Origin of the sequence: Legionella bozemanae, assembly GCF_900450575.1 — a bacterium.
GTDB classification, from domain to species: domain Bacteria; phylum Pseudomonadota; class Gammaproteobacteria; order Legionellales; family Legionellaceae; genus Legionella; species Legionella bozemanae.
Genome location: NZ_UGGY01000001.1, coordinates 3,090,638 through 3,116,813, shown reverse-complemented (window position 1 = coordinate 3,116,813; position 26,176 = coordinate 3,090,638). Strand labels below are relative to the sequence as shown.

Genomic DNA, 26,176 nt, shown 5'->3' with positions numbered 1-26,176 from the left:
TCAATGGAACATGGAGGTTACTTATTCAATTTTTTGGGGTTAATATGTCGAGTTTACTTTTAAATCAAAATGACCAAAAAGTATTGTGTAATCGCTTTAATGAATTGATTCAATACGTAAAGGAACATTTTGAATTTTATAAAAACGCCTATAAGAATGTTCCAACTGCAATTAATAACTTAAATGATTTGCATCATTTTCCAGCGATTGATAAAAAGTATCCGGGAATTTCTGTTCTTGTTGACGAAGCGCTTGCTAAAAGACCTCCCGCATATTTTGAAACAAGTGGGACTTCAGGTAATCCCTTTCCTGTGATTCCTGATTTAGGACCAGATCGTAGTCGCGAATTTGCGAATTTTATTTATGAATGGCTTGGTTTGGATAAAACTGAAGTTAAAAGTGCGGTTATTGCTTTACCTTTTGAGATGAATCCAATTGGCTTAAAATATTTTGCAGCATTAAATCAATTAGGGATTATGGCTATTCCAACGGGAGTTAAAACCCATCTATGTTCACCTAGAAAAATGTTGGACATTTTTGCTCGCATGAAACCCGAATTATTAATTGCTCGTCCACTGGAAACACTTCGTTACGCAGAGGCGATGCACGCTCAAGGTATGGATCCAGCAACTTCTTCAATTAAAAAAATTATTTTAACCGGGGAAATTATCTCTAAAGCTAAATTCGCCCGTATTAGTAAGGTGTATGGGGGAGCAACAGTGCATGGAGTTTATGGTCTAACAGAACTTGATAGCGGTGGCTTGGTATCATGCAGTAAGCATCAGTATCATTTACCTTCAAAACCTTATTTGATTATTGAATTATTAGAAGATGATTTTAAAACCCCCATAAAGAATGAGGGGGAATTAGGCAATATTGTTTTAACCAATACGCATCAAAACCATATGCCGCTGTTGCGTTATAAAACCGGCGATTTTGGTAAATTACAGCATGATTGTGGTTGTGAATACGATACGCCTGTAATCAATGCTATGGGGCGCTCTGCTGATTTAATTCAATGCCAAACTACAGGAAACACTGCTTTTCCAATAGAAATTGAAAATATTTTATTTCAAAATGATGAAATTGCTTGTGATTATCAAATTATTACAAGAAATGGTGCGGTTGAGTTGAGAATTGAATTATTAAACAATTTAGATTCGGAACAAGTTGCAGCGTTAACCCAACAATTAAAAACAGAGATTTTACAACAATTATCTATTGCTGTAGAAGATATCCATGTCTTTATGCCAGGTCAACTAGCCAATAAATTAGGGATTGCTAAAACTAAAGCTGGAACCCTTTATGTGTTGGATGGTATGAGTGAAGAAGAAGCTCAAGAACGCCTAGAGTTAAATTATTGTTGTGAAGAAGGGTTATAAGAGAATGATAAATTGGGAAAAATACAGAGAATTGTTTCCTGTTGTAAATCAGCAAACCTATTTTATGACTGCGGGGGGTGGCGCTTTATCAAAGCCAGCACTTACTGCAGTCACTGAGCGTTATCAATCGTTGGCCTTGAATGGGGGACGGATTTTTGGTGATAACATTCAGTTGATGGAAACATGTCGAGAAAAAATTGCTCGATTAATTAATGCAGAAAAAGAACATATTGCATTTATTCCCAGTGTGTCATTTGGTATGAATGCACTAGCACATTCCTTGCCTCGGAACGATTCAATTTTGCTTGTGAAAAATGATTTTTCTTCTTCTGTTTTACCTTGGGGAAATGCTGGGCATTCAATAAAATGGGCTGATTCAGCTGCAGATCTTGCTGAGCAATTACAACAAAACGATGAAAAAATTTCTTCAATCGTAGCGAGTTATGTTCACTATGCTAATGGCTATAAACTTAATTTGGAGCAAGTTAAGGAATTAAAAAAAGATGCTCATTTTATTGTTAATGGAACCCAAGGTATTGGTGCATTCCCTATAGATGTAAAAAAACAAGGAATTGATGCATTAGTTTGCTCCTGTTACAAGTGGATGTGTTGTGGTGAAGGAATAGCATTTATCTATATTCATCCAGATTTTTTTAAAAAATTAACCCCTGCTTTAATTGGTTGGAGAAGTATCCAATCCGCGATGAGTTTTGATGGAAGTTGTCAATTTTACCAGTCTGCTCGTGTTTTTGAATTAGGCTGGGATAATATGACTATTTTTTCAGGTTTTAATGCCGCACTTGATTTAATCGAAGAAATTGGCATGACGAACATTACAGAGCGAATTAGTTCTCTTACAGATTATTTATTTGAGCGATTACGCCAGTTAAATGTTCCCATTGTCTCTAATACTGAGAAACAACATCGATCTGGTATTATCCAATTAGGACCTTTCCAAGAGTTGGATAGAGTAATGAAGCTTTTGGAAAGTCATAATATTTGGGTCACGCAACGCGATGGTGGTATTAGGATTTCCCTTCATTATTATAATAATGAAACGGACATAAATAATTTAGTAAAAGCACTTCAGGATTTATAATAAATCCTGAAGTGCTTTAGACGAAATGGTTTTAAGCTGTTGGATATATCCCAGTGCCTTCTTCATCTTGGTCGCCCACTTCTTCATTCGAACTCTTATTTATAGCTTGGTTATATTTATTTTTAAAGATCGAAGAAGTATCTGCAAGACTTACATAATAAATTGGGGTGTTCTCAATAGAATGAGCTGCTTTATCCAAGGCAGCTGTAAACTCATCTAATGCTCTCACTGTTTTTTTGGTAAAAATGCTTGGCCAGGTATCTCCAAGCTCGTCTTTTATAACCAGAATTCGATTTTCAATATGACGTTTCATTTTCTGTATTTCATCATAATTTTCCAAGCTCTCCGTTGGAAACTGAGCAAGTGTTTCTAATAAATCAAGTCTTGCTTGTAGAAAACGAAGACGATCTTCATCACGCGGCTCTTGGTTCATTGTTTTCTCTATTTTTTTATGGCATGCCCCAATTCTTTCCAGAACCATATTTTTTGCTATAGCAAAGTCTAGGTGGGCAGAGGTTGCAATTAGAGTTTGGGGATTTAATTTACAATAGTCGATCAGATCAGGTTTGTGTTGTAATTGTTCCCATTGTTTATAAAGGCTCTCAGGGAATAGACGTGCACCCTCGTCGCCTTGTTCTGCAGCAACCCAGTTTCCTGGTTGTGCGGAATCGGGTTTTAACAGGATCAAGTCATTGGTTATAATCATGTGCAACTTGTCTTTACTATGTTTCATATACCAAGCTTCTGCATCTTTTGATCCACTGTCACCGAAGGAAAATCCAAATGAGTTATACTCTTTGGACTCTGCTAGTCCTTTTTTATTCAAATCTAATTCTTGAGGGTCAAAATCTTTTGTTTTCCAGGCTCTTCTGGAGCCCATAAAGGAAACAACTTTTCGAAAATTAGCAGGATCATGGCCTTCTACACGTGTAAAAATCTGTTTTGTATTATCCAACCGCTCAATTTTTTTCATTAAACTTTTAATATTGCTCAACGGATTATTCCATTGGGAAAATGTCTCTGGAATCACTACCCCTAAGTCTGGGGTTAGAAAAGCTGCTTTACGCACTCTTTTTTTTACTTTGTCCAAAATTTTACACTGATCATGTAAATCTTTTATCCCGGTATATCCCTGATTATTAGCTAATTGAATGACGAGTTTGCGCATTTGTGACACTTCGCGGATAACTCCTCCATCAGCAGCAACAACATAATTTCCACTTAGATCATTAGAACTAACTGATAAAAATTGATTCGCTTTTTCCACTGCTGCTTTAGCAGCATATGATTTTCCAGATCCTGAAGGGCCTGCAACGATGACTACAGGCCGCTCTTCCCATTTAGGACCCTCAAAATGAGAAGTTGATTGAATGACTACCGCATCCCTGAATTCTTTGCTATGCATTTCTTCTTCCAAAGCCAGATGGAATAATTCAAGTCCTTGTTTGCCAAGAAATTTTAGCATATTTGTGGTTGCTTCTTCCGGATGGGTTGCTCTTGTCTCAGGGTCTCCTTCGTATTCAGGGAAGGGATGCGTCTGAATATATTCTATGAATTTTTTTCTAAAAAATTGGGAGTCTATCGCATCAAAAAAACTGCCTTTTTCCTTATAAGCTGATTGATAGTTTCGGGCTTTCTGCAGATGCATGTCGTCATAATCATTTATTCCTTTATATAACTCGTGCTGCGCGTCCCAGCCAATACAAAATGGCCCTTCAGCGTCGTATTTTCCGATTTGTTGCTGTAATGAAGTTACGGTTGAAGAATCTATTAGTGCTTGCATAATACAATATCCCATAAATTACTGCTATTTTTGCTTTAATTATAGCCAATATATATTCTATGCGAGTACTAACGACATATTTATTAATGGGATGAATCGCTCTTACCGACTAACCAATCAGCACTGACTTCGAATTCTTGTGCTAATGCGTTGAGCAGCTTTTCATCTGGGCTGGTTGCGCCGTTAAGTAATGCTTCTGCTTTAAATTTGGGAATCTTAACCAGCTTTGACAGTACTTCAATGCGCTCCGCACTTGATTCTGGTGCACCAATATTATCAAGCTCTTTATTAAGTCTTTCTGAAAATCTCTTATTAAGCATCTGCTTCTCCTAATAATGATTTAGTTAAGGTAAGTACATGCAAATTACTCATCTAAGTCATCGCTCCACAGCTAAGCCATTGGATATCAGGCAGAAGCGAACGTTTATCTTATTATTTCATATAGCATAAAAAAAAGGTTTTGCAATGATCGCCCTGAAAATTCAGCGCATTGAACTTTTTTATGCAACTTGTCACTGCTTCTCAATAATGTGATTGGAGTTGATCTGTACTGTCTTTCAATTTAGTATTGAACCTCAAAAGATGATTGTTTAGGATAAACATGATCGAAGAAGTTGCTGTAAAGTATCCTTGTGATTTAATTATATTCGGTGCCTTAGGGGATCTTTCTTGTCGTAAATTATTTCCTGCTTTGTACCAGTTAGAACGCGCTCATTTGCTTCATGCAAATACACGTATTATTGGATGTGCGCGTGACCCATTAACATTTACGGACTGCGCCGGATTAATAAAATCTAAAATACAAATGTTTATTGGTGAGGAACTGGAAGAGCAGGTTTGGTCACGTCTTATGCAAAGGATGGCCTATTGCCCGATCGATCTTACAAAGCCTGAAGATTATGCAAAAATAATGGATTATGTAAATCTTGCAGAGCGAATTACGATTTCATATTTTGCGATTCCCCCTTCATTGTATACGCAAACCTGCCAGGGCCTTTCAAGCATTGGGTTAACCAAGCAACCGTCGCGTGTTGTTTTAGAAAAACCAATTGGTCATGATTTGCCTTCATCTATTGCAATTAATAATGAAGTTGCTCACTTTTTTGCTGAAGATCAGATTTATCGAATTGATCATTATTTGGGTAAAGAAACCGTATTGAATCTTCTAGTGCTGCGCTTTGCCAATGCGATTTTTTCCTCAAATTGGGATAATCAAGCAATTGAAAAGGTTGAAATTACTGTTGCAGAAGAAGTAGGCGTTGAAGGACGGTGGGCTTATTATGATAAATCAGGTCAAGTAAGGGATATGCTGCAAAATCATTTATTACAAATATTGGCTCTTTTGGCAATGGAACCGCCAATGAGCTTATCTGCTGAATGTATTCGTAGTGAAAAGTTAAAAGTGTTAAAGTCATTACGGCCTATTTCTGATGCTCATGTTCATGAACATACCGTGCGGGCTCAATACGTGGGAAGCATGATTAAAGGACAACAAATACCTGGATATCTCAATGAAGAAGGTGCGCAAAAAGGGTCAACTACGGAAACTTTTGTTGCAATTAAAGCATATATAGATAATTGGCGCTGGTCTGGTGTTCCTTTTTATTTATTAACAGGTAAGCGATTATCAAAAAAACAGAGTGAAGTGGTCATTTACTTTAAATCCCAACCTTACAATATTTTTAAACAATTCAAACAAGAACTCTCTCCTAATCAGCTCATCATCCGTTTGCAACCTGATGAAGGCGTTGAGCTGCGAATGATGAATAAAATTCCTGGCCTTAGTGAAAGCATGCAATTAAGAGACAGTAAGTTGGATTTAAATTTCAATCACTTATTCAATTCACAAAGAATTGCTGATGCATATGAGCGCTTATTGCTGGAAGTGATGTTAGGTCATCAATATCTCTTTGTCAGCCGTGAAGAAGTAGAGCAAGCGTGGAAATGGATTGATGAAATTGAGCAAGCATGGGAAAGACAAGATACCCCTCTCTATACTTATCCATCGGGCACTTGGGGACCTTTGGAGTTAATGCGTTTATATAATGGCAAAGCACACGTATGGGGTGAACAAAATGCTGTTACGTAGTTTTAGTGAAGCCTCTTTATTAACCGATGACTTGGTTAGCCAGCTCAAGCAGATTCTCTGTGAGGCCATAGAACATCGTGGTCACGCTTATTTGGTCGTTTCAGGTGGAAAGACTCCTATTGATTTATTCAAGGCTCTGGCCAAAACACATATTCCCTGGGATAAAATCACTGTAACTTTAACCGATGAGCGTTGTGTCTCTGTTGATAATCCAGATAGAAATGAACGGTTAGTTCGACATTTTTTACTCCAGCACCATGCATCTAAAGCTCATTTTTTGAGTTTATATAAAGAAGGTCATACTCTAGAGCAAACCGAGCATATAATTGCTTCTTTACCCACTTTTGATGCGGTTGTTTTAGGGATGGGCGAGGATGGACATATTGCCTCTTTATTTCCTTGCGCTGACGAGCTTGCAATGGGGATGGATGATCATGCTGCGGCAGTAGTTCTCGTCAGTCCGAAGACTGCCCCCCACCAGCGAATAAGTTTGTCCAAAAAAAGACTATTAAAAAGCCGCACGATTTTTTTTCATTTGTTAGGTCAGAAAAAATTGACTGTATTGCATCAAGCAATGGCAGAGCACGATCCTATGATTATGCCAGTTAGTGCTTTTTTAAATAACTTTAGTACTAATGTTCAGGTGATGTATGCACCTTAAGGAAAAAGAATGCATCCGGTTGTAGCTCAAGTTACAGATCGTATCCGTGAGCGTAGCGCGCATAACAGAGATTCGTACCTGAAACATATAGAAAAATTGCGTATGAAAGGCCCTCAGCGCAGTCTTCTGCACTGCGGTAATTTAGCACATGGCTTTGCTGCATGTGCGAAGTTGGATAAAGCAAATCTGAGCGGTATGAGCAAAGCAAATATAGCTATTATTTCTGCCTATAACGACATGCTTTCAGCACATCAACCTTATGGGGATTATCCATCTTTAATCAAGGAAGCTATTTCTGCTGCTGGGGGTGTAGCACAATTTGCAGGAGGTGTGCCCGCAATGTGTGACGGCATTACCCAGGGCCAAATAGGAATGGAGTTAAGCTTGTTAAGTCGTGATGTAATTGCCATGTCAGCGGCTATAGGTTTGTCGCATAATATGTTTGATGGCGGCCTTATGCTGGGGATTTGCGATAAAATTGTTCCCGGCTTATTGATGGCGGCTTTGAGCTTTGGGCATTTGCCATTTATTTTTATTCCTGCTGGCCCTATGCCATCGGGCATATCAAATCAGGAAAAAGCACGTATCCGCCAATTGTATGCTGTAGGAAAGGCAGATAAAAACGCTTTGCTTGAGGCAGAAGCGGGCTCATACCATTCTCCTGGAACATGTACATTTTATGGTACGGCGAATTCCAATCAATTAATTATTGAAACTATGGGATTACAACTTCCTGGCTCTTCGTTTATCAATCCTGGCACGCCGTTGCGCGATGCATTAACCTGGGCTGCGGCACAACAAATTCTTTCTTTAACTGATTTGGGTGAAGATTATTTACCCATAGGCCAGCTTATGGATGTTAAAAATATTGTTAATGGCATCGTTGCATTATTAGCATCAGGTGGTTCAACCAATCATACAATGCACCTAATTGCGATAGCAGCCATGGCGGGTTATTCGATCAACTGGGATGATTTTGCTCAATTGTCTGCAGTAACTCCCTTAATTGCCAAAATTTATCCTAATGGATATGCGGACATCAATCATTTTCAACGAGCTGGCGGGATGGCATATTTTATTCACGCATTATTGGATGCTCAATTAGTACATGAAGACGTGCATACAGTGATAGGCTATGGTTTGCAACGATATACGCAACAACCCTTATTGGATAATGAGCGATTACTATGGATTTCTGGACCCTCTGTTTCAAATGATGAGAGCGTATTAACTTCAACTAAAACTCCCTTTAAGGCTCAAGGGGGCTTGCAAGTATTAAGCGGAAACATAGGGCGTGCTGTAATTAAGACCTCAGGTCTTGCTGTGGGAAAAAGTAAGATTAAGGCTCCGGCAGTGGTTTGTTCCAGCCAAGAAGAATTTGAGCAGATGTTTCAAAAAGGTATTTTGGAGCAAGATTGTGTGGTTGTACTTCGCTTTCAGGGGCCTAAAGCCTGTGGAATGCCTGAATTACATCAATTAACACCCAAGCTTGGGGTGCTGATGGATAAAGGCTACCAAGTTGCTTTAGTAACGGATGGACGCATGTCCGGCGCTTCAGGTAAGGTTCCTGCGGCGATTCATGTTACACCTGAGGCAATAGATAATGAAGTGTTATCTCGTATTGAAACCGGAGACATGATTTTAATTGATGCGGAACAGGGTATATTGCAATTATTAGTTTCTGATTATGAATTGGGGCTAAGAAGCAGCGCTGTTTTAAATGAAGTGGAATTTCATCGGGGGATGGGCCGAGAACTGTTTACCAGTTTAAGATCACAGTTTACAGGGGCTGAGCAGGGAGCGTGTAGTTTGTTTCAGGGAAAAGAGTCTTGTTATGATTTTTGATGCTTTAAAATCTTATGCAATCGTTGCTGATATTGGTGGAACTTTTGCACGTTTCAGTCGTGTTAATTTAGAAAATTTGATAATGGATAAAATTGAAATTTATTCATGTGCCGCATACGACAGTCTGGAGTCAGCTTTATTAGCTTATAAGGCACAACACCAATTAGATGAAATAAAGCAGGTCGCTTTGGCGATTGCGTGCCCAGTGCTTGATGATGTTATTTGTATGACTAATGCCCATTGGCGCTTTTCAACCAGTGAATTAAAGCATAAATTAGATTTGACAGAACTTAAGGTTTTAAATGACTTTAGTGCGATTGCCATGAGCTTGCCTGTCTTGTCAGAGCAACAATTACTCCAGATAGGAGGCGGTATAGCAGATAAAAATGGTGCAAAAGCAGTATTGGGGGCAGGAACAGGACTGGGGGTTGCATTCCTTGCATCAAATCAAGAAGGATATTTTGTCCAAGCAGGGGAAGGCGGGCATATGAGTTGGGGTGCAAAAACAGAGCAGGAGTGGTTTATTTATTGTTATCTGAAAAAAAAATATGAGCATGTATCCTATGAGCGCTTATTGTCAGGCCATGGTTTGGAAAATTTATATCAAGCACTAGGTGCTTTCCATCAGCAAGAAAAAGTGTATGCGCCTGCATCAGAAATTATTACTTTGGCCTTAGCACAACAATGTACTATTGCCCAAGCGACAGTAGCGCAATTTTTTGCAATTCTAGGCTCTTATGCAGGGGACTTGGCATTAATTTTTGCAGCTTTTGGCGGGATTTATATTGCTGGTGGTATTGTGCCTCGACTCATTTCATTGCTGGGGCGTAGTGATTTTAGATCGCGTTTTGAAGAAAAAGGTCGTTTTAAAGCATTTAATGCAAAAATCCCAACTTATGTGATTACTGCCGAGCAGCCAGGAATATTAGGGGCTGCAGTTTATTTAAAGCAATCGTGGTCTAGATAAAAAATAAAGAATCCCCCGCTATTAGAGCGCTAATCGGGTCACACTATATCCAGACTACAGTGACGACAAGGAGAGGTTTATGTCTTTTCCAAATTGGAGGGTGCAACCGGAAATTGTATTTAGTACATCACCTATAATTCCGGTAGTGGTAATTAAAGAAATAGAGCATGCTGTACCTTTGGCTACTGCATTGTTTGCAGGGGGTATTCATGTAATCGAAGTTGCACTGAGAACACCAATCGCTTTGGATGCGGTTAAATTACTGATAAAAACCTTCCCTGACGCTTTAATTGGTGTGGGTACTGTAACTACGCCAGAACAATTAAATCAGGTTGCAGATCTCGGTGCAAAATTTGCACTAAGTCCTGGGAAAACCCAGGCTTTACTAACTGCTGGGGTTACTTCGCGCATTCCTTTAATTCCTGGTATATCCAGTGTTTCTGAGTTGATGGAAGGATTAATTTTGGGATATACCCATTTTAAGTTTTTCCCCGCAGCAGCTGTAGGGGGAGTCAATATGTTGCGTGCAATGCATGGACCTTTTCCCCAAGCAAAATTTTGTCCAACTGGTGGTATTAATGAAATGAATTTTTCTGATTATTTGGCACTTCCTAATGTTTCGTGTGTTGGAGGATCTTGGATTGTGCCCGAGGAAGCAACTAAAAAAGGGAATTGGTCATTAATTACTGATTTATCTTTTGCTGTGCGTCAAAGTGTAAAAGGATGGGATTAGGTGATTCGCTGAAAACAGTGAAGTCCAAGCACAGTATATAAAATTAAAAAATACAATGGATAGCTCACAGGAATATGCGTTTTATGTCGAATTTTCGAATTATTGAGCAAGGAGAGTTAAAATATGACATGGATTGTTGCAATTATTGGGTCGGTTGCTGGTTTTTTGTTTGGTTATGATGAGGGGATCATTGCCGGCTCTTTGGAATTGGTCAAAAATCATTTTAATTTAACAGCGACACATATTGGCGTAATGGCATCAGCCTTGCCTTTTGGTGCGCTGTTTGGTTCCATGCTGATTGGTGCGGTTACGGCATCAAAGGGAGCCAAACGTTTCGGCCGCCGAACTTTATTGTCTTTTGCTGGAATATTGTTCTTTTTTGGTGCATTAGGAGCAGGGTTCGCTGATTCTATTGCGGTACTCGTTATCTCTCGCTTAGTTCTTGGTCTGGCAATTGGCATGGCTTCAGTCATGGCGCCTTTATATTTGGCTGAAACAGCAACTTATAAAACAAGAGGAGCTGTGGTTGCCATTTATCAATTGGCAATGACTGTAGGAATCGTCTGTGCTTATTCAGTCAATTACTTGTTTCTTGAGAATAATGATTGGCGTGCCATGTTTGCTTCAAGCGCCATTCCAGCCCTGGTTTTAAGTATTGGAATTTTACTCATGCCAGAATCACCCAGATGGTTATGCAGCGTAGGGCGTCGTGATGCAGCATCTAAAGCTTTAAAAAAACTCCGTAAAAGTCATTCAATCCAACATGAGTTGACGGATATCGAAATGACCTTGGCAAATGAACCTAAAAAGGGAAGTTGGCTATTGTTATTCAAGAGCCCTTTATTGGCAGTTTTGATGCTGGGTACTATGTTATTTTGTTTACAACAATTAAGTGGAATTAATGTAATTATCTACTTTGCACCTGAAATTTTTAAAAATTTAGGGATGAACAGTATTACAGGACAAATATTGGCAACGATTGGCATTGGTGTGGTTAATTTATTGGTAACTGTCATCGCGATACTTAGTGTTGATAAAGTAGGGCGCCGTAACCTATTGCTGTATGGTTTTTCTGGTATGTTGTTCAGTTTGCTGGCTTTATGCGTGTTCTCATTATATCAAGTTGTTTGGCTTCCTTTTTTGTCAGTTGCGTGTTTAATTCTTTATATTTTTTCTTTTGCAGTGAGTGTAGGGCCAATACCGCATATTGCAATGGCAGAAATATTTCCTCTGCATGTGCGTGGCGCCGGAATGGGGTTCTCTGCAATGAGTAACTGGACTTTTAATACCGTAGTCATTTTTAGTTTCCCGCTTTTGGAGAAAATGATGGGTATTGAATATACATTTGCTTTATATGCAGTGATTTGCCTTTTAGGACTCATGTATACCTACTTTTATATGCCGGAGACAAAGGGCATCAGTCTGGAACAAATAGAGAATTACATTATGTCTGGTAAATCGTTACGTTTATTAGGGCGTGAAGAGATACCTGCTACTGAAGACCTTAGTAAAAAAGAATCATCCTATTTGGCTTCTACCTAAGATAAATCTCCCTACGTACCGCGTTTTATACGCGGTATCCAGTAGCTCTTGCCTTGTAATAGAATCAAATAGTGCAATCAAAGCATCGTTCTGGATACCGCGCATAAAGCGTAGTACGTAGGAAGTGGGGAAATTCGCGAGTCCTCTATGGGCTTGTCAGTGGACTCCTGAAATCACACACCCTAGAGGAACGTTTAGTTATCAATTTCTAGTGAGGAATGTTTCAATTTACTTGTTAGTTTATCTCTTAGCTCAATAGCACGTAAAACAGCTACATAACTCCAAGTAAGCGAAGGTGCTCCTTGTTGTATTCCAGTATTTAAATTAATTTGTTCGCTTAATTTCATATCCGGAGCATATTTTTTTACAAGTTTTAAGTAATTATCCCCAGCTTGAATATTTTTGGCGATTTCGCTTTGATTTATTAACGGTAAATTATTAGCGAGGGTATAGTGATATTCAGCCATAGTAGCAGTTAAAATAAACCAAGGGTTACCTATACTGTTGGTCTGGTATCCATCATAAGTGTCTCCAGGATAGCGGCCAAACAAAATTTCCCCCGAATGTTTATTATTGATTGGGAACATTGAATCAAACTGAGCATATAAGGCTTTTACTGTGTTTTGGACATAGGCACTACCAGGAGACAAATCCCCATTCTTTTGCGGATTCAATAAAATACCCAAAATTACTGAGGAATCAAGTTCTAAAGTTTTTTGGGGGCCAGGATGGGGTAAAAGCGTTGCTTGGATTGTCTTATGATCTGGATCTAAATGCTGATTCAGACGTGTATTGATTAACCTTGCTTGCTGTTCATAATAAACTGCAGCTTCATTATCGTTGAGACGGCGAGCAAGAGCCGCACCTTCAAAGAGCGCTTTCTGCTGTGCCATAGCGGTAAAAAAATGATGTCCAAAAACCTCTTCCCAAAGATCATAATTTTTATCAGACCAATGATGCGCAGTGTACTCTAAATCCATTTTAATTACGCCCATTGAGTGCGGATCCAGATTGTTATTATACAAATTAGTTTGAACATACTCTGTTTCATTATTATCTAATAATTGCTGGGCAAAACGAATTAGAACCGAGGCTCTTAAGGCTGGACCGTCATTTTGCGGTCTTCCCCAAGGACCTTCAAAAGGATAGCCATCAATATAAAATTTAGGCTCTCCCAGGATATCTTGACCTGGTGATGGATCCTGCTGGTGTTGAAGCTTTTGGGTCCAGGAAACATAGTTAAATAAACGTTCTTTATATCCAAATGCCTGAGATGATTCATACCATGTTTCAATCAGACCCATGGCAATCGCAGAGTCGCGGATCCAATCATAATAATAATCTGGATTTTGTTTGGAGGGCGCGGCAACTATTGCACCATTCGATTGAATATTTGCAAAAAAATGCTGTCTCAGTTTTTGGACATCTTCTAGACTAAATACAGAGCTTATTGCTTGAGAAACAAAAAAAATCATTAAAAAACATATCCTTTTCAAAGTAATCTCCCTATTAAAAGACAAACTTTTATAGTACCTTAAATTAGCTCAGCAGAGTATAGGAAAATTCAAGGAGTACTTATTAGGATGGATGTAGCGAGATGGAATCTGGAGTTTCACTGATCTTTTTCTAATATAATTTTAAAAATCAGGGGCGTTAGTCTGCTTCAATAACAAAGTGAAAACCAGATGTAAATTTGTAAAGGTCACTTAAGGGGCTAGATCTTGGCTGTGCAAGCAGATAGTTAATAGATCTTCAGGGTGTTTCGCCAGATAAGTTGGCTGGTGCAATAGAACTTTCTCTGAGTTATAGCCCCAAGTAACAGCAATTGACTGGATATTATTTCTTTTTGCAGCTTCAATATCTCGAGTTTCGTCACCTATGTAAAAAACTTTGCTTTTATCAATTTTGTATTTCTTTAGCGTCTTTTTCAGTAAATGTCGTTTAGAAAAACAATTCGATTCGTCATGGATAAAACTAAAAAAATGATGAATTTGATGCATCTCTAGCCATATAAGAACATTATCAATCGAATTGGAGGTTAAAATACCTAAAGGACATCCAGCCTTATAAAAAATCTCTAATATTGCGACAATGTGGGCAACTGGTTTCATATTTGCCATTTGATCGTGTAAAAGATGTCTAATTTGTCGAATTAGTGAAGGTATTTTGTAAAAGGACACCCCTAAAAAATTGATTAACTCTCTTGAAGAAAGATTGCGCAGATGTTCGATTTCATGTTCTTTTATCTTCCTATACTTAAATTGTTCCGCTAATAAATTCGTTGCTTCAATGACGCAATCATAACTATCTACTAGCGTTCCATCAAAATCAAAAAGTAAATGCATGGTCAAATGCCCGAATCTCGGATCGATGAGTTTTAATTTTGACATGGTATAATCGATCTGACCATATGTCATAATGATTGTCCCCATTTTCTTATTTCTTCCCAGTTTTTTTTATTATTTTTGAGATCATGAAGTAAACGGCAGGAAGTACAAATAAAGTAAACAAGGTACCTATGCATAAACCCCCAATAAGCACGGTACCTATAGCATGCCTGGCTTCCGCTCCAGCATCATGTGAGAGCACCAAGGGGATAGCACCAAAAACCATGGCACCAGTAGTCATGAGAATAGGACGTAACCTTAATGAGCACGATTTTTTTATCGCCTCTGCTAAGCTAAAGCCTTCTTTTTGTAATTGGTTGGCAAATTCTACAATCAAAATGCCATGCTTACTGATTAATCCTACTAAAGTGACCAGACCAATTTGGGTAAAAATATTTAGGGATTGGCCAAATAAGTAAGCAAAAAGCAAAGCGCCAAAACAAGCTAAGGGCACAGTGAACAGAATAATGAACGGGTAAACAAAATTCTCAAATTGTGCTGCAAGAATGGCGTAAATAAAAAGTATCGCTAAAGCGAATAACAAAACCATGGTGTGCGATGATTCATTATATGCTTTGGCAGCGCCTGCCCAACTCAATTTGTATTGGTTGGGAAGATTTTCTTTTGCCAGTTTCAAGAGTTGATTCATTCCTTTCTTAAAGGATTGCTGTTCAGGTAATTGGGCATATAAAGTTGTAGCGCGCATTTGATTAACATGTTCCAATGCAGTCGGTTGTGCACGTCTTTTCATTTGAGCCACTGCGCCTAAAGAAACATGCTTTCCAGAGGGGGTTGTAAGATAAAGCTCATTTAAAGTCCAGGGCTTAGAAGAGCCCTCTAAAGTTAGGTTATAAGATACGCCATCTTTTTGAAAAGACATGGATTTATCACCGCTGAAAAAAACCTCAATTGTTTTAGCCAATTGTGCGGGAGTTAATCCGAGCTGAGCTAAGGCATTTTTATCTATATTTACAGAGTATCCCATGGAGTCAAGACGTAAGTCATAGCGCGTAGAGGCGAATGCTTTGCTTTGATCCAGTATTTTTTTTAAATACTCTGTTGCATCAAATAACTGTCGGAAATTTTCAGTGGTGGAAATGACAAGCTCCAATTCTGAATTATTGCGAGCATCCTCTACTCCAGGTAATCCAGAATCCCAGCTCCAGACTGAGGCATCGACTGAAGGTAATTGCTCTGTTTTAGGTTTTAATGAATTGACAATTTGCTCTGCAGAACGATTTCTTTGTTTATGAGCTTCTAAAGGCATGACGATGCTACTACCCCAATTTCCTAAAAAGGTTAACGTATTTTTTGCTTCGGGGACTTTACCTATGGACTGTTGGATGCGTTTTGTATTGGCTTCCAGCGTATCTAAGTTATCTCCAGATACAGGCGGAGTATAGATTCCTACTAAACCGCGATCTTCTTTTGGTGCTGTTTCACCTGGTATCACTTTATAAAAGAGCAAACTCAGGCTAAGTGATAGGAGGAGTATAAGAAGCGTGGTTTTTTTTCGATAAATAATGATACTCAGCAACTTATAGTAATACTGGGCTAGTTTACTTAGGAATCTATCTATGGCGGGCCATAAATGTTTTGTATTTTTATGGAGGAATGTTGCACACATCAAAGGAGAGAGCGTCAGAGCAACTATTCCTGAAATGAATACACTGCCTGCCAGCGCAACTGCAAATTCGATAAATAATTGACCAATCATGCCATCAATTAAAGCGATAGGTGCATAAACGCTAGTTAAAGTTAAAGTCATGGCAACGATGGCAAAACTTATTTGCTTTGATCCTTTAAGTGCTGCATCCATGGGGGATAAATCATCTTCAATATGACGCCATATATTCTCAAGAACAATAATGGCGTCATCTACAACCAAACCAACGGCCAATACCATAGCTAGAAGAGTCATTTGATTTATAGTAAAGCCCGCAATTTTCAAAAATAATAAAGAACCTAAAAGTGAAATCGGAATTGCAATTAAGGGAATTATTGTGGCGCGTATATTCCGCAAAAAGATAAAAATAATGACTAAGACTAAGAAGATAGATTCAAGAATAGAAGATTGGATGTTTTTAAGAGATGCTTTAATGAATTCGGATTGATCAATAATGATTTTAGTTTTAATGTCATCGGGCAAACCTTTTTTTAAAGCATCCAACTCCTTGCGCACACTTTGGGATACTTCGATGGGATTTGCGTCATTCGCACGGTTAATAGCCAGCACCAAACCTGAATGACCATTGACCTTCACTCGGAATTGATTATTGTCTGTAGTTAATTGAATTCGAGCTAAAGACTTAAGAAAGACAGGATAATGGTTTTGGGTTTTGATAATCAGATTTTCATAGTTTTCAGAAGTTTTTAATTCAAAATCGAGTGTAGTAGGGATTTTGTTTTGATAATTACCAGCAGGTAAAGATAAGCGGTTATTGGCAATTGCATTGGCTACCTCATCGACATTAATTCCAAATGCATATAATTTCTTTTGATCTAATTTAATGGAATAAGTAAAGGGTTGTCCCCACACATCAACTGAGGCGACTCCTTTAAGACTTCGGAAAACATTTTTTAGATTCAAATTGGCATAATGGGTCAATTCGCCGAAATTTAAAGAAGAGGACTCCAGAGCAATACCTATAAAAGGTAAGCCGTCTGCTTGTCGCTGGCGCTCGATTATCGGTGCTTTTACTGTTGGTGGAAGTTGTGCTTGTGCCAAGCGTGCAGCCTCATGGGTGGCATTTAGTGCTTTGTCCATTGAAGCCCCTGGGCGAAAGCGTAAAGTAATGTATGAATTTTCTGGATTAGAACGTGAAGTCATTAACTCCAATCCTTCTACGCCAGCAAGTTGATCCTCAAGCACATTAGTGACCACAGACTCAACCAATTCAGGACTGGCATTAGGGTACGAAGTATTCACTGTAATGACCGGAAAACTGATATTGGGATATTCTCTCAGGGATAATGAATGAGAACATAATATTCCCAAGAGCAGGATCATGCTATTAAGAATAATTGCAATCACTGGATGTTTTAAAAAATAGCTTGTAAATTTCATAACAGGCTAGCTAACCTTTATAAATTGATACTTCCAGTCCTGGATATAACCGCTCCGGGCTCTTACTTACTATTTGTTCCCCGGATTTTAATCCTGAAATAATTTCTACCTTATCTTTTTCTTGTATCCCTGTTTTGACAGCAACAAGTTCTATTTTTTTATTAACTACCTTATAAACATGTGTTTTGCCTTGTTTGAGAAATAAGGCTTGTGTTGGAATGACTAATGCTCCTGTTTTTTTATTCACTACGAGCAGACTGGATACGCTAGCACCAACTAGGCAGTGAGTGCATTGAATATCGACGTCCGCAGGGCACATATGTGTTTCATCATCTATCATTTTTTGTACATGATTTAAATGATAAAGTTTGTTCAATATATAAATTGGTTGGTTTTCTTTAATTGAGTGATTATTAGTACAAGGAACATCAATTTCAACGATTAATGAGTTAGGATCATAAATGGTCACTACAGGCGCACCTTCGGTGACTTGTGCTCCTTCCTTAATTTTAAATGCTCCAATTACGCCGTCAAATGGTGCATAAAAACGCATGTTTTTGAGTTCGATTTTGGTTCTTGCTTTTTCTTTTTGTGAGTCGATCCAGATTCTTTTTTTCTCTTCAACCTCTCTTGCACTCACAAATCCTGGTTTTTGTAAATTTTTAAAACGTTGGTATTGAGTGTTTTCCAGTTGTTCTGTTTCTTTAGAGAGTTGGTAGCTTCGTTCAATATCTGGATTAATTATTTTAGCAATTAAATCCCCTTTTTTGACTGTTTGTCCTGAACTGATGAGTGTGTCAAGCATACCAGACCCTTTGGCAACAAGGACAGTTGCATGTTTGGGGCGGATGGTTCCTATGAGCCTTATTGTTTTTTCAATTGTAGTCGGTGTTACAGTTACTGTTTCGACTATTTTAGGAGCTGGGGGAGGAGAAGTTTTTGCGTGATAATAAAATAAATAATATATGCCTAAGACAGTAAAAAGTATGCTCGATAATCCAATAATTTTATATTTGGAACATAGGGTATTGCGAATTTTGGCGGTGATTAATTGCAGATTCACGAAATACTCCTAAATTGAGAATCGGATTGCATTTGCGCCATTGCGATTATGGCTTTTATCCATAAAGGATCACTATTCATACTGGGAACGATAGTTAATTCTTCACCACCAAGAGTTATCCATTGTTTTTTAAGGCGTATGCCTATTTCTTCCAGTGTTTCCAAACAGTCAGCAACAAAAGAAGGACAAACAATAACTAATTTTTTAATCCCTTTAGCAATCAATTCAGCAAGAATGTGATCAGTATAAGGCCTTATCCATGGTGTTTTACCCAATCTTGATTGAAACGCTGTGCTGTAATTACTCGTAGATAAGCCCAGTTCGCTTGCTAATAAACGACTACTCTGATGGCATTGGGCTCTATAACATTTCTGAATGTTATCAGTTAAAGCAGGACAAGATTCAGCACAAATTGATTTGCAACTTCCTTTTGTAATTTGGCGCTCAGGAATTCCGTGATAACTAAAGAGAACATGTGTTTGCTCTTGAAGATAAGTTTTAATGGTTTGAGCTTGTGCTTTAAGGTACGCTGGATGTTGAAAAAAATCACTTATGATTTTGATTGATGGGACAAGATCCCAAGAGCTGAGAATACGCATGGCTTCAGCAATGGATGATCCATTAGCCGCTGAGGAATATTGCGGATATAACGGCAGGATAGTGATGGATTCGCAATGCTTTAACTGATTTAAAGCATGGGCGATAGAAGGGTTCCCATAACGCATGCCAAGAGCAATTACGTGTTCTGATCCCACTTTTTTTTGCACCTCGTTCACTAAATTCTGGCTATGTAAAAGTAAAGGGGAACCCTGTTCAGTCCATATGGATTGGTAAGCACGGGCAGAACGTTTTGAGCGGAAAGGCAAAATAAACATATAGACCAATATATAGCGAAGCAAGGCAGGGAGATCGATGACTCGCTTATCGGTAAGAAATTCGCGCAAATAGCTCCTGACAGATGAAGTATCTGTATTGTTAGGGGTACCAAGATTTATAAGTAATAAACCACGCTTCATCAGCAATTTACTGACCTTAAATAGAATAAGGCCATCATACATGAAGACGGTTTTTAATTCAGTATTTGTTCAAAATTTATTCTGCTATGGCTTATGGACGCAGCACCACGATGATACTGCGTTAATTGCATTAAGCCGTTTCAACCTCAGCATTTTCATTGAGCACAATTACATTAGCTGCGTGTAGACCTTTGTCACCGTGTTCTACATCATAATTGACTATTTGTCCGGGAACTAATGTTTTATAACCAGTACCATGAATCGATGAGAAATGAACAAAAATATCATCACCACCATTTTCTGGAATAATAAACCCCCAACCTTTGGCGTTATTAAACCATTTCACTTCACCTTTAGCCATATTTCCTCCTTTTCCAGAGCCTCATGGAACCTAGACTCTATCGTTTCTCAATCGCTCTGACTCTTTCTGTCAGGTGAGCAATTGCATTCATCCATAAATGATAATTGAACCTATTTTCTTATAGGCAGTTTTAACATAACGTAAAATAGTCTCACTACTCAATAGTATTTTTTATAAAAAAAATAATTGTGTTAATAATTTCTTAAGTTGTTTATGCTAACTTAGTATTATAGGTGTGATAAGAGGAGTTCAGATGAGTCAATACAGTACTTCTAAAATGTTAGGAAAACTGGCTGCTGGACAAAGTAATTCCCGTCTTAAGGAAGTCTCGCAGGAAACAGAGGAGGTTGAACAAGAATTTACTGTACCTCAGTTAGTACCCTCGGCAAAGCCATCTGAGGAGTTAGAAATGAAAAAAGTCCTAAATAACATTTTAGGGCCATCCTTTTCAAAAGGATATTCTCCGATGGATAAAAAATAATTTTGTGGTCATCCGTATTAAAAATAAGCAATCATCCGTAATCATTAAGCCCTCTTCCTGCTGAAGAGGGCTATGTTTCGAGTGTTAAATCATAAGCATAATGTTTATTAAAAGAACAAATAGTTGTAAAAAATATTATTAATTTTACTAAAAACAACGATGCTAAAGCCCACATTTAGGTATATACTTTTTAGAAAGAGTATTATTTTTTTGAGGCTTAAATATGGCAGGATTTGCTGAAACTGCACATTGGCGGGATTCCGCTCGAAGCGCTCGTTTTTTTATAGTTGATGCTCGAGCCGCGTTCCCTATTTTTTTATTTCTAATGCATATTAGGATTTGGACAGGAATACTGGTTTTAATCTCTGCAGTTTTTTTTGGCATCATTGAACATTACGGTTTTACAGTCCCGGTATTTTTAAGGTGGATAAGGAGTACTTTAGCAGGGCCGATTAAGTCTTCAAAACCGTGGTGGCGATAGTATGGAACGTGATATTAGTAAATGCATGTCAGTTATAGCCGCAAGTTTAAATGCAAAATTTTATCTTAATGATAGATTTGTGAGTTATGAGGAGGTTTTTGCCGATACAGGTTTGTTACCAGCAATTGCGAAACGAGCCGATCAATTGTGTTCTTTATGTCTTGGGTATGGCTTAGGAGCTACATTTGATGAGGCAGAAGGAGCCTTGTTAGGACTCCGAGTCGTTTTTGATGAAGTAACACCTAATGTTTTACGGTTGTTGTGTATGACTGATGTATTAAATGAGCTAATTCAAGGTGGGCCAAGTCGCGATTATACCCCGTTGGATGAGTTGATGTATGACTAAATGTGTTTTATTAAAATATATTGTAAAGAAATCGTAAGTAATGGTAATTTTGGATGCATTTATAATTGATTTTGATAGACTTAGGGTAATTAAAGATTTTATGGTTTAGGGGTAATGTTATGGGATTTTTTAAGCACGAGCAAGGTGGGCAAGATTTAAAGAGCAAGCTTACTACTGAATGCACAGGCCCTATTGAAAAAATGGAGTCAGCGATAAATCAAAGAGGTGGTGATGTATCTGCTTTTACTGAGGCAAAGGCGCTCATAGATGTTGTACTTAAGGTACATGACCAAGGCCCTGCTGCGTTGCCGCAAGAGGTGCTACAAACTCAAGAAGCGAAGCAACAAACTCCTAGTGCTAAGGAACAACTTCAAGCAGTTAAGCAGCAATCTCAAGAAATAACCACTCAAGAAAATGAGCATGGTGAAGAGAGTCGCTTTGGAATGGGTTCAGGGCGCTGAGTTTAGGATCATCTAGGAAAATTTAATCATTTTTTTGCAACACCCCACAAAGAGATTTTGCTCTCTTTGTGGGTTTAATCTTTTTTATATAATCGAAATTACTGTTATACTCCATAATACTGCACTGATTTTTTGCAGAACGTTTTATTCTTAAAATTAACTCTGGATTTATGGAAAAAAATACTTTCACTAAAGAGCATAACGATGCAATACTTAAAGCATTGGATTATGCAATTCAAAATGGACCTTGGGATAAATCAAATTTTCTAAGGTCAATTGGCAATCGTTTAATCGGAATTCGTGATAATTTTGCTAAAAAAATTAATGAGCGCAGTCAGGCACAAATTCAAGCAGATGCACATTTAGCCAATCGTCTTGCTTTAAGAAGCGGTCAGCAAGAGGTTTTTGTTTCTTTATATTCTTCAGATGGATCCAATCTTCAGTCTTGGGAAAGGATAATCGCCAATTTGCCTCGACAAATGATTTCTCGTCCTATCTATGCAAACGAAGAGCAAGTACAAGCTTTAATCAAATCAAAAGAAAACAAACAGAATGAGGGTTATGTTGCTATTTACATAAATGAAACGGATATTATTCATCTTTCTGCTGATAAAACCCTGATGGACAAATTAGGTAGTCCTTTACTTACGTTAAAAGATAGGGCTTTAAATGTTGATAATATTACCCGTTTTGTTCATCTAAGCGGCCATTATAAATATTCACGTGGGCGTTTGATCAAAGAACAGTGATTCTGTTTTTACATATTTCTTTGTTGCCATGAAAGTATTGCTTGCGAATCTCTCGCAAAAATATCCTAGAGCAGTATATACTTAAAAGAAACGAACTATTTTGAAGTAATCGCCAATGGCACAACAACCGCAACAACAAGGTCAAGATAGTGGCATGGGCCCAATATGGGTGATGGTACTATTATTTATTACTGTGTTTCTTATTTGGAAAATGGGACATCAGTATATTGTAATGTTTGTTTTTCAAATTAACATCTGGCAAGCAAAACTTGTTAATTTTTTTGTTCATAATGAGCAACTAGCGAGTTTAATTCAAATCATGCAAACAATAGATCCCAATGCAGTAAATTGGGATCAGCTGGTAGAGACAACACGTGCTGTGGGCGATTTCATGCGCTATCCCGTGGTTCTTGTCCTCCTTGTTCTGGCAGTTCTTTTGTATCAGTCAAATATCACCCTAAAATTCCGTAAAGTTTATGATATGAAAAAATTACGTGAACAGGAGCAATTTAACTGGCCTGCAATTATGCCTATAGTTAAAGAAGATTTAGTAGATCAAGATATAAATCAAGGTCCTTGGGCAATGGCTCTCACGCCGATGGAATTTGCGCGCAAATACAATTTATTAAAAAAAGAAGATATGTTATTAGACGATCCGGTACCTGGACAAGAGATGACAGCCGGAATACGAAGAGGAGATGCAAAACGCGTTTTTACTCTACAATTAGGCCCATATTGGGATGGTTTTGAGCATTGTTCACCACAAGCTTATGCATTAGCGGCTGTATTTATTGCTCGTATTAATCGAGATAGGGATGCGGCCAACAATATTTTAGCGACGTTAGACCGATCTTATGTTGCAGGAAAACCCGATTATAGTGTAGCCAGGCCCACAATAGAAAAATATAAAAACACAGAAATTATCCAGGAAGTTGTTACAAAACATGCCTATACTTTAAGTGTAATGGCTTCATTACTTGAAAAAGCCCGGGATGATGGGGTTGTTCCGAGCTCTGAATTTTTATGGTTAAGACCCGTTGATAGGCGTTTATGGTATATGCTCAATTGTGTTGGTAGACAAACACCATTTTCAGAAGTTGCAGGCCCGTTCGCTCATTGGAAAGCAGAGAAAGAAATGGGTCGGCGTTCTTTGGTGCCTATGATAGATGAGGCGATTAAAGCTTTAGAAATTGCTATAAAAGAAGTTAAGTTAACACCCCGACAAATGCAGGAGTTAGAGCCATGATGCGCGGTATTGATTCACGTCATGAGTTAGATCCTACCCTCTTACTTAGGGATACGCGGACTTTGACACAGAGGTTGGCTGATTTCTTCGCTGATCCAACGAATATTTCGATTATACTGTTTACCTTATCGGCAATGTCCTATTATTTCTCCGAGGCTGCAACGTTCTTGATGCTTGTAGGTGCTGGAAGTTTTCTTTACAGTTATACTCGGAAGCAAAAATTACCTTTCCGTCTTCCTCTTATTTCGCGAGTAAAAGATTACAACGATATGAAGCCAGGCGTTAACAAGCCTAATATGGCTCGTGGAATCGCTTTTTTTGGTAATGATCGTAAAACAGGGCACGAACTATGGTTTGCTAATGATGATATGCGTACCCATGCGTTAATCTTTGGCTCAACCGGTAGCGGTAAAACAGAATGTTTGGTTTCCCTTGCTTTTAATGCTTTAGTACAAGGTAGTGGTTTTATTTATGTAGATGGTAAAGGTGATAACTCACTCTATGCTAAGGTTTTTTCCATGGTCAGGAGCATGGGGCGTGAAGACGATTTGCTTCTGATTAACTTTATGACTGGTGCGCGAGATATTATTGGTCCTCAAGAAAGAAGGCTGTCTAATACATTTAATCCCTTCTCTCAAGGTTCTTCCAGTATGTTAACCCAGCTTGTAGTGAGTTTGATGGGTGATTCAAAAGGAGGCGGAGACGGTGACATGTGGAAGGGCCGTGCTATCGCTTTCGTAGAAGCCTTAATGCGCCTTCTAGTTTATATGCGTGATGAGGGAGCAATACTTTTGGATGCAGATACCATCCGTAACTATTTTGATTTAACCCGATTAGAAACTATTGTTGTTGATAAAATCTTCCCGCGTGATAATCAAGAAAGTGTGAACATTGAGCAGATTCCAAAATTGGTTACAGACCCTTTACGTAACTACTTAGGCACCTTGCCTGGTTACAACAAAGAGAAAAAAGGAAAGCAAGTATCACAAGTTTTGGAACAACACGGTTTTATTACTATGCAGCTGGTAAGAGCATTTTCATCCTTGGCCGATACTTATGGACATATTGTTCGTACCAATCTCGCTGAGGTAGATTTTAAGGATGTGGTATTGAATCGAAGGATTTTGGTCGTACTGTTACCTGCTTTAGAAAAATCTCCTGATGAGTTATCTAACCTTGGCAAAATTATTGTTTCTTCATTAAAAGCAATGATGGCAGCAGGTTTGGGGGAGGATGTTGAAGGGGATTATCGAGATGTAATCTTGAGAAAGCCAACCAATGCACCGACACCTTATATGTGTATCCTTGATGAGTATGGGTATTATGCAGTTCAAGGCTTTGCAGTGGTTCCTGCGCAAGCGCGCTCTCTTGGATTCTCCGCAATTTTTGCAGGGCAAGATTTACCTGCATTCCAGAAAGCATCTAAAGAAGAAGCTGCATCTATCGGTGCAAACACAAACATTAAAATATGTATGAAATTGGAAGATCCTACAGAAACTTGGGATTTCTTCACCAAAACAGCAGGTGAGGCTTATGTAACTAAAGTGGATTCATTTCAAGCTAAAGACACCAGTATTGCCAATACGTACATGGACAGTAAAAGTTCTTCGTTTGAAAAGAGAGCTCGTGTTGACCTATTGGATCTAAAAGAACAAACTGAAGGTGAAGCTCATATCTTCTTCAAGTCAAAAATCGTTCGTGCTCGTATGTTTTATGCGAATCCTAAACCTGTTAAGAAATTAAAGTTAAATCAATTTTTAAAAGTAGAAGCTCCGCCAGACGATTATTTAATGAGGTTACAAAAGCAATTGGCCTCATTTCAGACAATTTTGGAAAGTGGCGATTTATCAATTAATAAAACAGCAGAAAGCGAAGAAATTACCCTTATTTCCAAGTTATTACGTGAATCCCCTATAGAAGAGCCTATAGAACGTGGTGTTTCTGCTTTAATTGCGTTCCATGGTCATAATGAGCCAGAGCCTGTTGAGGATTTAATTGAAGAAGAAGTTGAAGGGGCATTAACGATATTTAGTCCTTTGCGAGAACGCCCAGGGGATCCTCCAATTTTAGTTAGCGATAAGGCCGCATTTTCTGAGTCATTGCTACCTATTAACGAAACACGTAATCAGATGATGAATATTGAACGTTTAGCCGGAGCCAAGGATAAGTATGCTGGTACAGTTGCAAATGAACTTATTAAGGACTTCCAATTGGCAACCAGCTATCCACCTGAAGAGAGAGATGTTATTGCTCCAGATGAGTTAACTGACTTGGTAAAAACCTTATCAGCAAAAATTGCAAGCGAACGTGAAAATGCGAAGAACAAAGGTGAAGAATAACCTATCCTTTCACTGTGTATTTTTATCGTCAACACCATTATATCCCTCAAAAGATATTAGCCATGTGTATTCATGGCT

General features: G+C 38.3%; 23 protein-coding genes. 15 read left to right on the top strand and 8 right to left on the bottom strand.

The window, feature by feature from the left end:
* Positions 1-44 precede the first annotated feature (44 nt).
* Complete coding sequence (locus tag DY223_RS13765; protein ID WP_058458719.1) at positions 45-1,382, top strand: phenylacetate--CoA ligase family protein; 1,338 nt, start codon at positions 45-47, stop codon at positions 1,380-1,382.
* Between the two features lie 4 nt (positions 1,383-1,386).
* Entirely contained in the window at positions 1,387-2,481 is a 1,095-nt protein-coding gene (locus tag DY223_RS13760; RefSeq protein WP_058458718.1) for an aminotransferase class V-fold PLP-dependent enzyme, read from the top strand.
* Between the two features lie 31 nt (positions 2,482-2,512).
* Here DY223_RS13760 and DY223_RS13755 read toward each other — a convergent pair whose 3' ends face one another.
* Both DY223_RS13755 and DY223_RS13750 read right to left on the bottom strand, forming a co-directional pair.
* Complete coding sequence (locus DY223_RS13755) at positions 2,513-4,264, bottom strand: P-loop NTPase family protein (protein WP_058458717.1); 1,752 nt, start codon at positions 4,262-4,264, stop codon at positions 2,513-2,515.
* An 83-nt stretch (positions 4,265-4,347) separates the two neighbouring features.
* Complete coding sequence (locus tag DY223_RS13750; RefSeq protein WP_058458716.1) at positions 4,348-4,584, bottom strand: hypothetical protein; 237 nt, start codon at positions 4,582-4,584, stop codon at positions 4,348-4,350.
* A gap of 281 nt (positions 4,585-4,865) precedes the next feature.
* Between DY223_RS13750 and zwf the strand changes: the two genes are divergently transcribed.
* From zwf to DY223_RS13720, 6 genes are all read left to right on the top strand, one after another.
* On the top strand, positions 4,866-6,353 hold the full coding sequence (gene zwf, locus DY223_RS13745; protein ID WP_058458715.1) for a glucose-6-phosphate dehydrogenase: 1,488 nt from the start codon (positions 4,866-4,868) through the stop codon (positions 6,351-6,353).
* A complete protein-coding gene (pgl, locus tag DY223_RS13740; RefSeq protein ID WP_058458714.1) occupies positions 6,340-7,014 on the top strand; it encodes a 6-phosphogluconolactonase in 675 nt (224 codons plus the stop codon). The genes zwf and pgl overlap by 14 nt, the downstream gene beginning before the upstream one ends.
* Positions 7,015-7,023: 9 nt before the next feature.
* Positions 7,024-8,859 (top strand): phosphogluconate dehydratase, encoded by a 1,836-nt coding sequence (gene edd / locus DY223_RS13735; RefSeq protein WP_058458713.1) that lies wholly within the window; start codon positions 7,024-7,026, stop codon positions 8,857-8,859.
* Entirely contained in the window at positions 8,849-9,826 is a 978-nt protein-coding gene (gene glk, locus DY223_RS13730) for a glucokinase (RefSeq protein WP_058458712.1), read from the top strand. The genes edd and glk overlap by 11 nt, the downstream gene beginning before the upstream one ends.
* Before the next feature lie 79 nt (positions 9,827-9,905).
* Positions 9,906-10,559, top strand: a complete 654-nt coding sequence (locus DY223_RS13725) for a bifunctional 4-hydroxy-2-oxoglutarate aldolase/2-dehydro-3-deoxy-phosphogluconate aldolase (RefSeq protein WP_058458711.1) — start codon at positions 9,906-9,908, stop codon at positions 10,557-10,559.
* Positions 10,560-10,682: 123 nt separating this feature from the next.
* Positions 10,683-12,101, top strand: a complete 1,419-nt coding sequence (locus DY223_RS13720; RefSeq protein WP_058458710.1) for a sugar porter family MFS transporter — start codon at positions 10,683-10,685, stop codon at positions 12,099-12,101.
* 194 nt (positions 12,102-12,295) lie between these two features.
* On the opposite strand, the gene DY223_RS13715 is transcribed toward DY223_RS13720, so the two are convergent.
* The 6 genes from DY223_RS13715 to DY223_RS13690 form a co-directional block, all read right to left on the bottom strand.
* On the bottom strand, positions 12,296-13,576 hold the full coding sequence (locus DY223_RS13715) for a glycoside hydrolase family 15 protein (RefSeq protein WP_058458709.1): 1,281 nt from the start codon (positions 13,574-13,576) through the stop codon (positions 12,296-12,298).
* A gap of 231 nt (positions 13,577-13,807) precedes the next feature.
* Entirely contained in the window at positions 13,808-14,518 is a 711-nt protein-coding gene (locus DY223_RS13710; RefSeq protein WP_235810480.1) for an HAD hydrolase-like protein, read from the bottom strand.
* 19 nt (positions 14,519-14,537) lie between these two features.
* The gene (locus tag DY223_RS13705; RefSeq protein ID WP_058458708.1) at positions 14,538-17,555 is read right to left on the bottom strand and encodes an efflux RND transporter permease subunit; all 3,018 of its coding nucleotides are present in this window, start codon (positions 17,553-17,555) and stop codon (positions 14,538-14,540) included.
* Positions 17,556-17,565: 10 nt separating this feature from the next.
* Complete coding sequence (locus DY223_RS13700; protein WP_058458707.1) at positions 17,566-18,618, bottom strand: efflux RND transporter periplasmic adaptor subunit; 1,053 nt, start codon at positions 18,616-18,618, stop codon at positions 17,566-17,568.
* A complete protein-coding gene (gene hemH / locus DY223_RS13695) occupies positions 18,615-19,634 on the bottom strand; it encodes a ferrochelatase (RefSeq protein ID WP_058458811.1) in 1,020 nt (339 codons plus the stop codon). The genes DY223_RS13700 and hemH overlap by 4 nt, the downstream gene beginning before the upstream one ends.
* 130 nt (positions 19,635-19,764) lie before the next feature.
* On the bottom strand, positions 19,765-19,995 hold the full coding sequence (locus DY223_RS13690) for a cold-shock protein (protein ID WP_058458706.1): 231 nt from the start codon (positions 19,993-19,995) through the stop codon (positions 19,765-19,767).
* Positions 19,996-20,248: 253 nt separating this feature from the next.
* Between DY223_RS13690 and DY223_RS13685 the strand changes: the two genes are divergently transcribed.
* From DY223_RS13685 to DY223_RS13655, 7 genes are all read left to right on the top strand, one after another.
* On the top strand, positions 20,249-20,476 hold the full coding sequence (locus DY223_RS13685) for a hypothetical protein (protein ID WP_058458705.1): 228 nt from the start codon (positions 20,249-20,251) through the stop codon (positions 20,474-20,476).
* Between the two features lie 223 nt (positions 20,477-20,699).
* On the top strand, positions 20,700-20,957 hold the full coding sequence (gene icmT, locus DY223_RS19340; protein ID WP_058458704.1) for an IcmT/TraK family protein: 258 nt from the start codon (positions 20,700-20,702) through the stop codon (positions 20,955-20,957).
* Position 20,958: 1 nt separating this feature from the next.
* The gene (locus DY223_RS13675) at positions 20,959-21,303 is read left to right on the top strand and encodes a type IV secretion IcmS family protein (RefSeq protein WP_019233476.1); all 345 of its coding nucleotides are present in this window, start codon (positions 20,959-20,961) and stop codon (positions 21,301-21,303) included.
* Between the two features lie 119 nt (positions 21,304-21,422).
* Entirely contained in the window at positions 21,423-21,764 is a 342-nt protein-coding gene (locus tag DY223_RS13670) for a hypothetical protein (RefSeq protein WP_058458703.1), read from the top strand.
* 170 nt (positions 21,765-21,934) lie between these two features.
* Entirely contained in the window at positions 21,935-22,513 is a 579-nt protein-coding gene (icmQ, locus tag DY223_RS13665; RefSeq protein ID WP_058458702.1) for a Dot/Icm secretion system protein IcmQ, read from the top strand.
* A gap of 115 nt (positions 22,514-22,628) precedes the next feature.
* Positions 22,629-23,759 carry a type IVB secretion system coupling complex protein DotM/IcmP gene (gene icmP, locus DY223_RS13660; protein ID WP_058458701.1) on the top strand — a complete coding sequence of 377 codons (1,131 nt, stop codon included), beginning with the start codon at positions 22,629-22,631 and terminating at the stop codon, positions 23,757-23,759.
* Entirely contained in the window at positions 23,756-26,098 is a 2,343-nt protein-coding gene (locus DY223_RS13655; protein ID WP_058458700.1) for a TraM recognition domain-containing protein, read from the top strand. Before icmP ends, DY223_RS13655 begins: the two co-directional genes overlap by 4 nt.
* Positions 26,099-26,176 lie beyond the last annotated feature (78 nt).

Excerpts from the sequence above, each read along its gene's own strand:
- DY223_RS13765 (WP_058458719.1), top strand. The coding sequence starts at position 45 with ATGTCGAGTTTACTTTTAAATCAAAATGACCAAAAAGTATTGTGTAAT.
- DY223_RS13760 (WP_058458718.1), top strand. The coding sequence starts at position 1,387 with ATGATAAATTGGGAAAAATACAGAGAATTGTTTCCTGTTGTAAATCAG.
- DY223_RS13755 (WP_058458717.1), bottom strand. The coding sequence starts at position 4,264 with ATGCAAGCACTAATAGATTCTTCAACCGTAACTTCATTACAGCAACAA.
- DY223_RS13750 (WP_058458716.1), bottom strand. The coding sequence starts at position 4,584 with ATGCTTAATAAGAGATTTTCAGAAAGACTTAATAAAGAGCTTGATAAT.
- zwf (WP_058458715.1), top strand. The coding sequence starts at position 4,866 with ATGATCGAAGAAGTTGCTGTAAAGTATCCTTGTGATTTAATTATATTC.
- pgl (WP_058458714.1), top strand. The coding sequence starts at position 6,340 with ATGCTGTTACGTAGTTTTAGTGAAGCCTCTTTATTAACCGATGACTTG.
- edd (WP_058458713.1), top strand. The coding sequence starts at position 7,024 with ATGCATCCGGTTGTAGCTCAAGTTACAGATCGTATCCGTGAGCGTAGC.
- glk (WP_058458712.1), top strand. The coding sequence starts at position 8,849 with ATGATTTTTGATGCTTTAAAATCTTATGCAATCGTTGCTGATATTGGT.
- DY223_RS13725 (WP_058458711.1), top strand. The coding sequence starts at position 9,906 with ATGTCTTTTCCAAATTGGAGGGTGCAACCGGAAATTGTATTTAGTACA.
- DY223_RS13720 (WP_058458710.1), top strand. The coding sequence starts at position 10,683 with ATGACATGGATTGTTGCAATTATTGGGTCGGTTGCTGGTTTTTTGTTT.
- DY223_RS13715 (WP_058458709.1), bottom strand. The coding sequence starts at position 13,576 with ATGATTTTTTTTGTTTCTCAAGCAATAAGCTCTGTATTTAGTCTAGAA.
- DY223_RS13710 (WP_235810480.1), bottom strand. The coding sequence starts at position 14,518 with ATGACATATGGTCAGATCGATTATACCATGTCAAAATTAAAACTCATC.
- DY223_RS13705 (WP_058458708.1), bottom strand. The coding sequence starts at position 17,555 with ATGAAATTTACAAGCTATTTTTTAAAACATCCAGTGATTGCAATTATT.
- hemH (WP_058458811.1), bottom strand. The coding sequence starts at position 19,634 with ATGAAGCGTGGTTTATTACTTATAAATCTTGGTACCCCTAACAATACA.
- DY223_RS13690 (WP_058458706.1), bottom strand. The coding sequence starts at position 19,995 with ATGGCTAAAGGTGAAGTGAAATGGTTTAATAACGCCAAAGGTTGGGGG.
- DY223_RS13685 (WP_058458705.1), top strand. The coding sequence starts at position 20,249 with ATGAGTCAATACAGTACTTCTAAAATGTTAGGAAAACTGGCTGCTGGA.
- icmT (WP_058458704.1), top strand. The coding sequence starts at position 20,700 with ATGGCAGGATTTGCTGAAACTGCACATTGGCGGGATTCCGCTCGAAGC.
- DY223_RS13675 (WP_019233476.1), top strand. The coding sequence starts at position 20,959 with ATGGAACGTGATATTAGTAAATGCATGTCAGTTATAGCCGCAAGTTTA.
- DY223_RS13670 (WP_058458703.1), top strand. The coding sequence starts at position 21,423 with ATGGGATTTTTTAAGCACGAGCAAGGTGGGCAAGATTTAAAGAGCAAG.
- icmQ (WP_058458702.1), top strand. The coding sequence starts at position 21,935 with ATGGAAAAAAATACTTTCACTAAAGAGCATAACGATGCAATACTTAAA.
- icmP (WP_058458701.1), top strand. The coding sequence starts at position 22,629 with ATGGCACAACAACCGCAACAACAAGGTCAAGATAGTGGCATGGGCCCA.
- DY223_RS13655 (WP_058458700.1), top strand. The coding sequence starts at position 23,756 with ATGATGCGCGGTATTGATTCACGTCATGAGTTAGATCCTACCCTCTTA.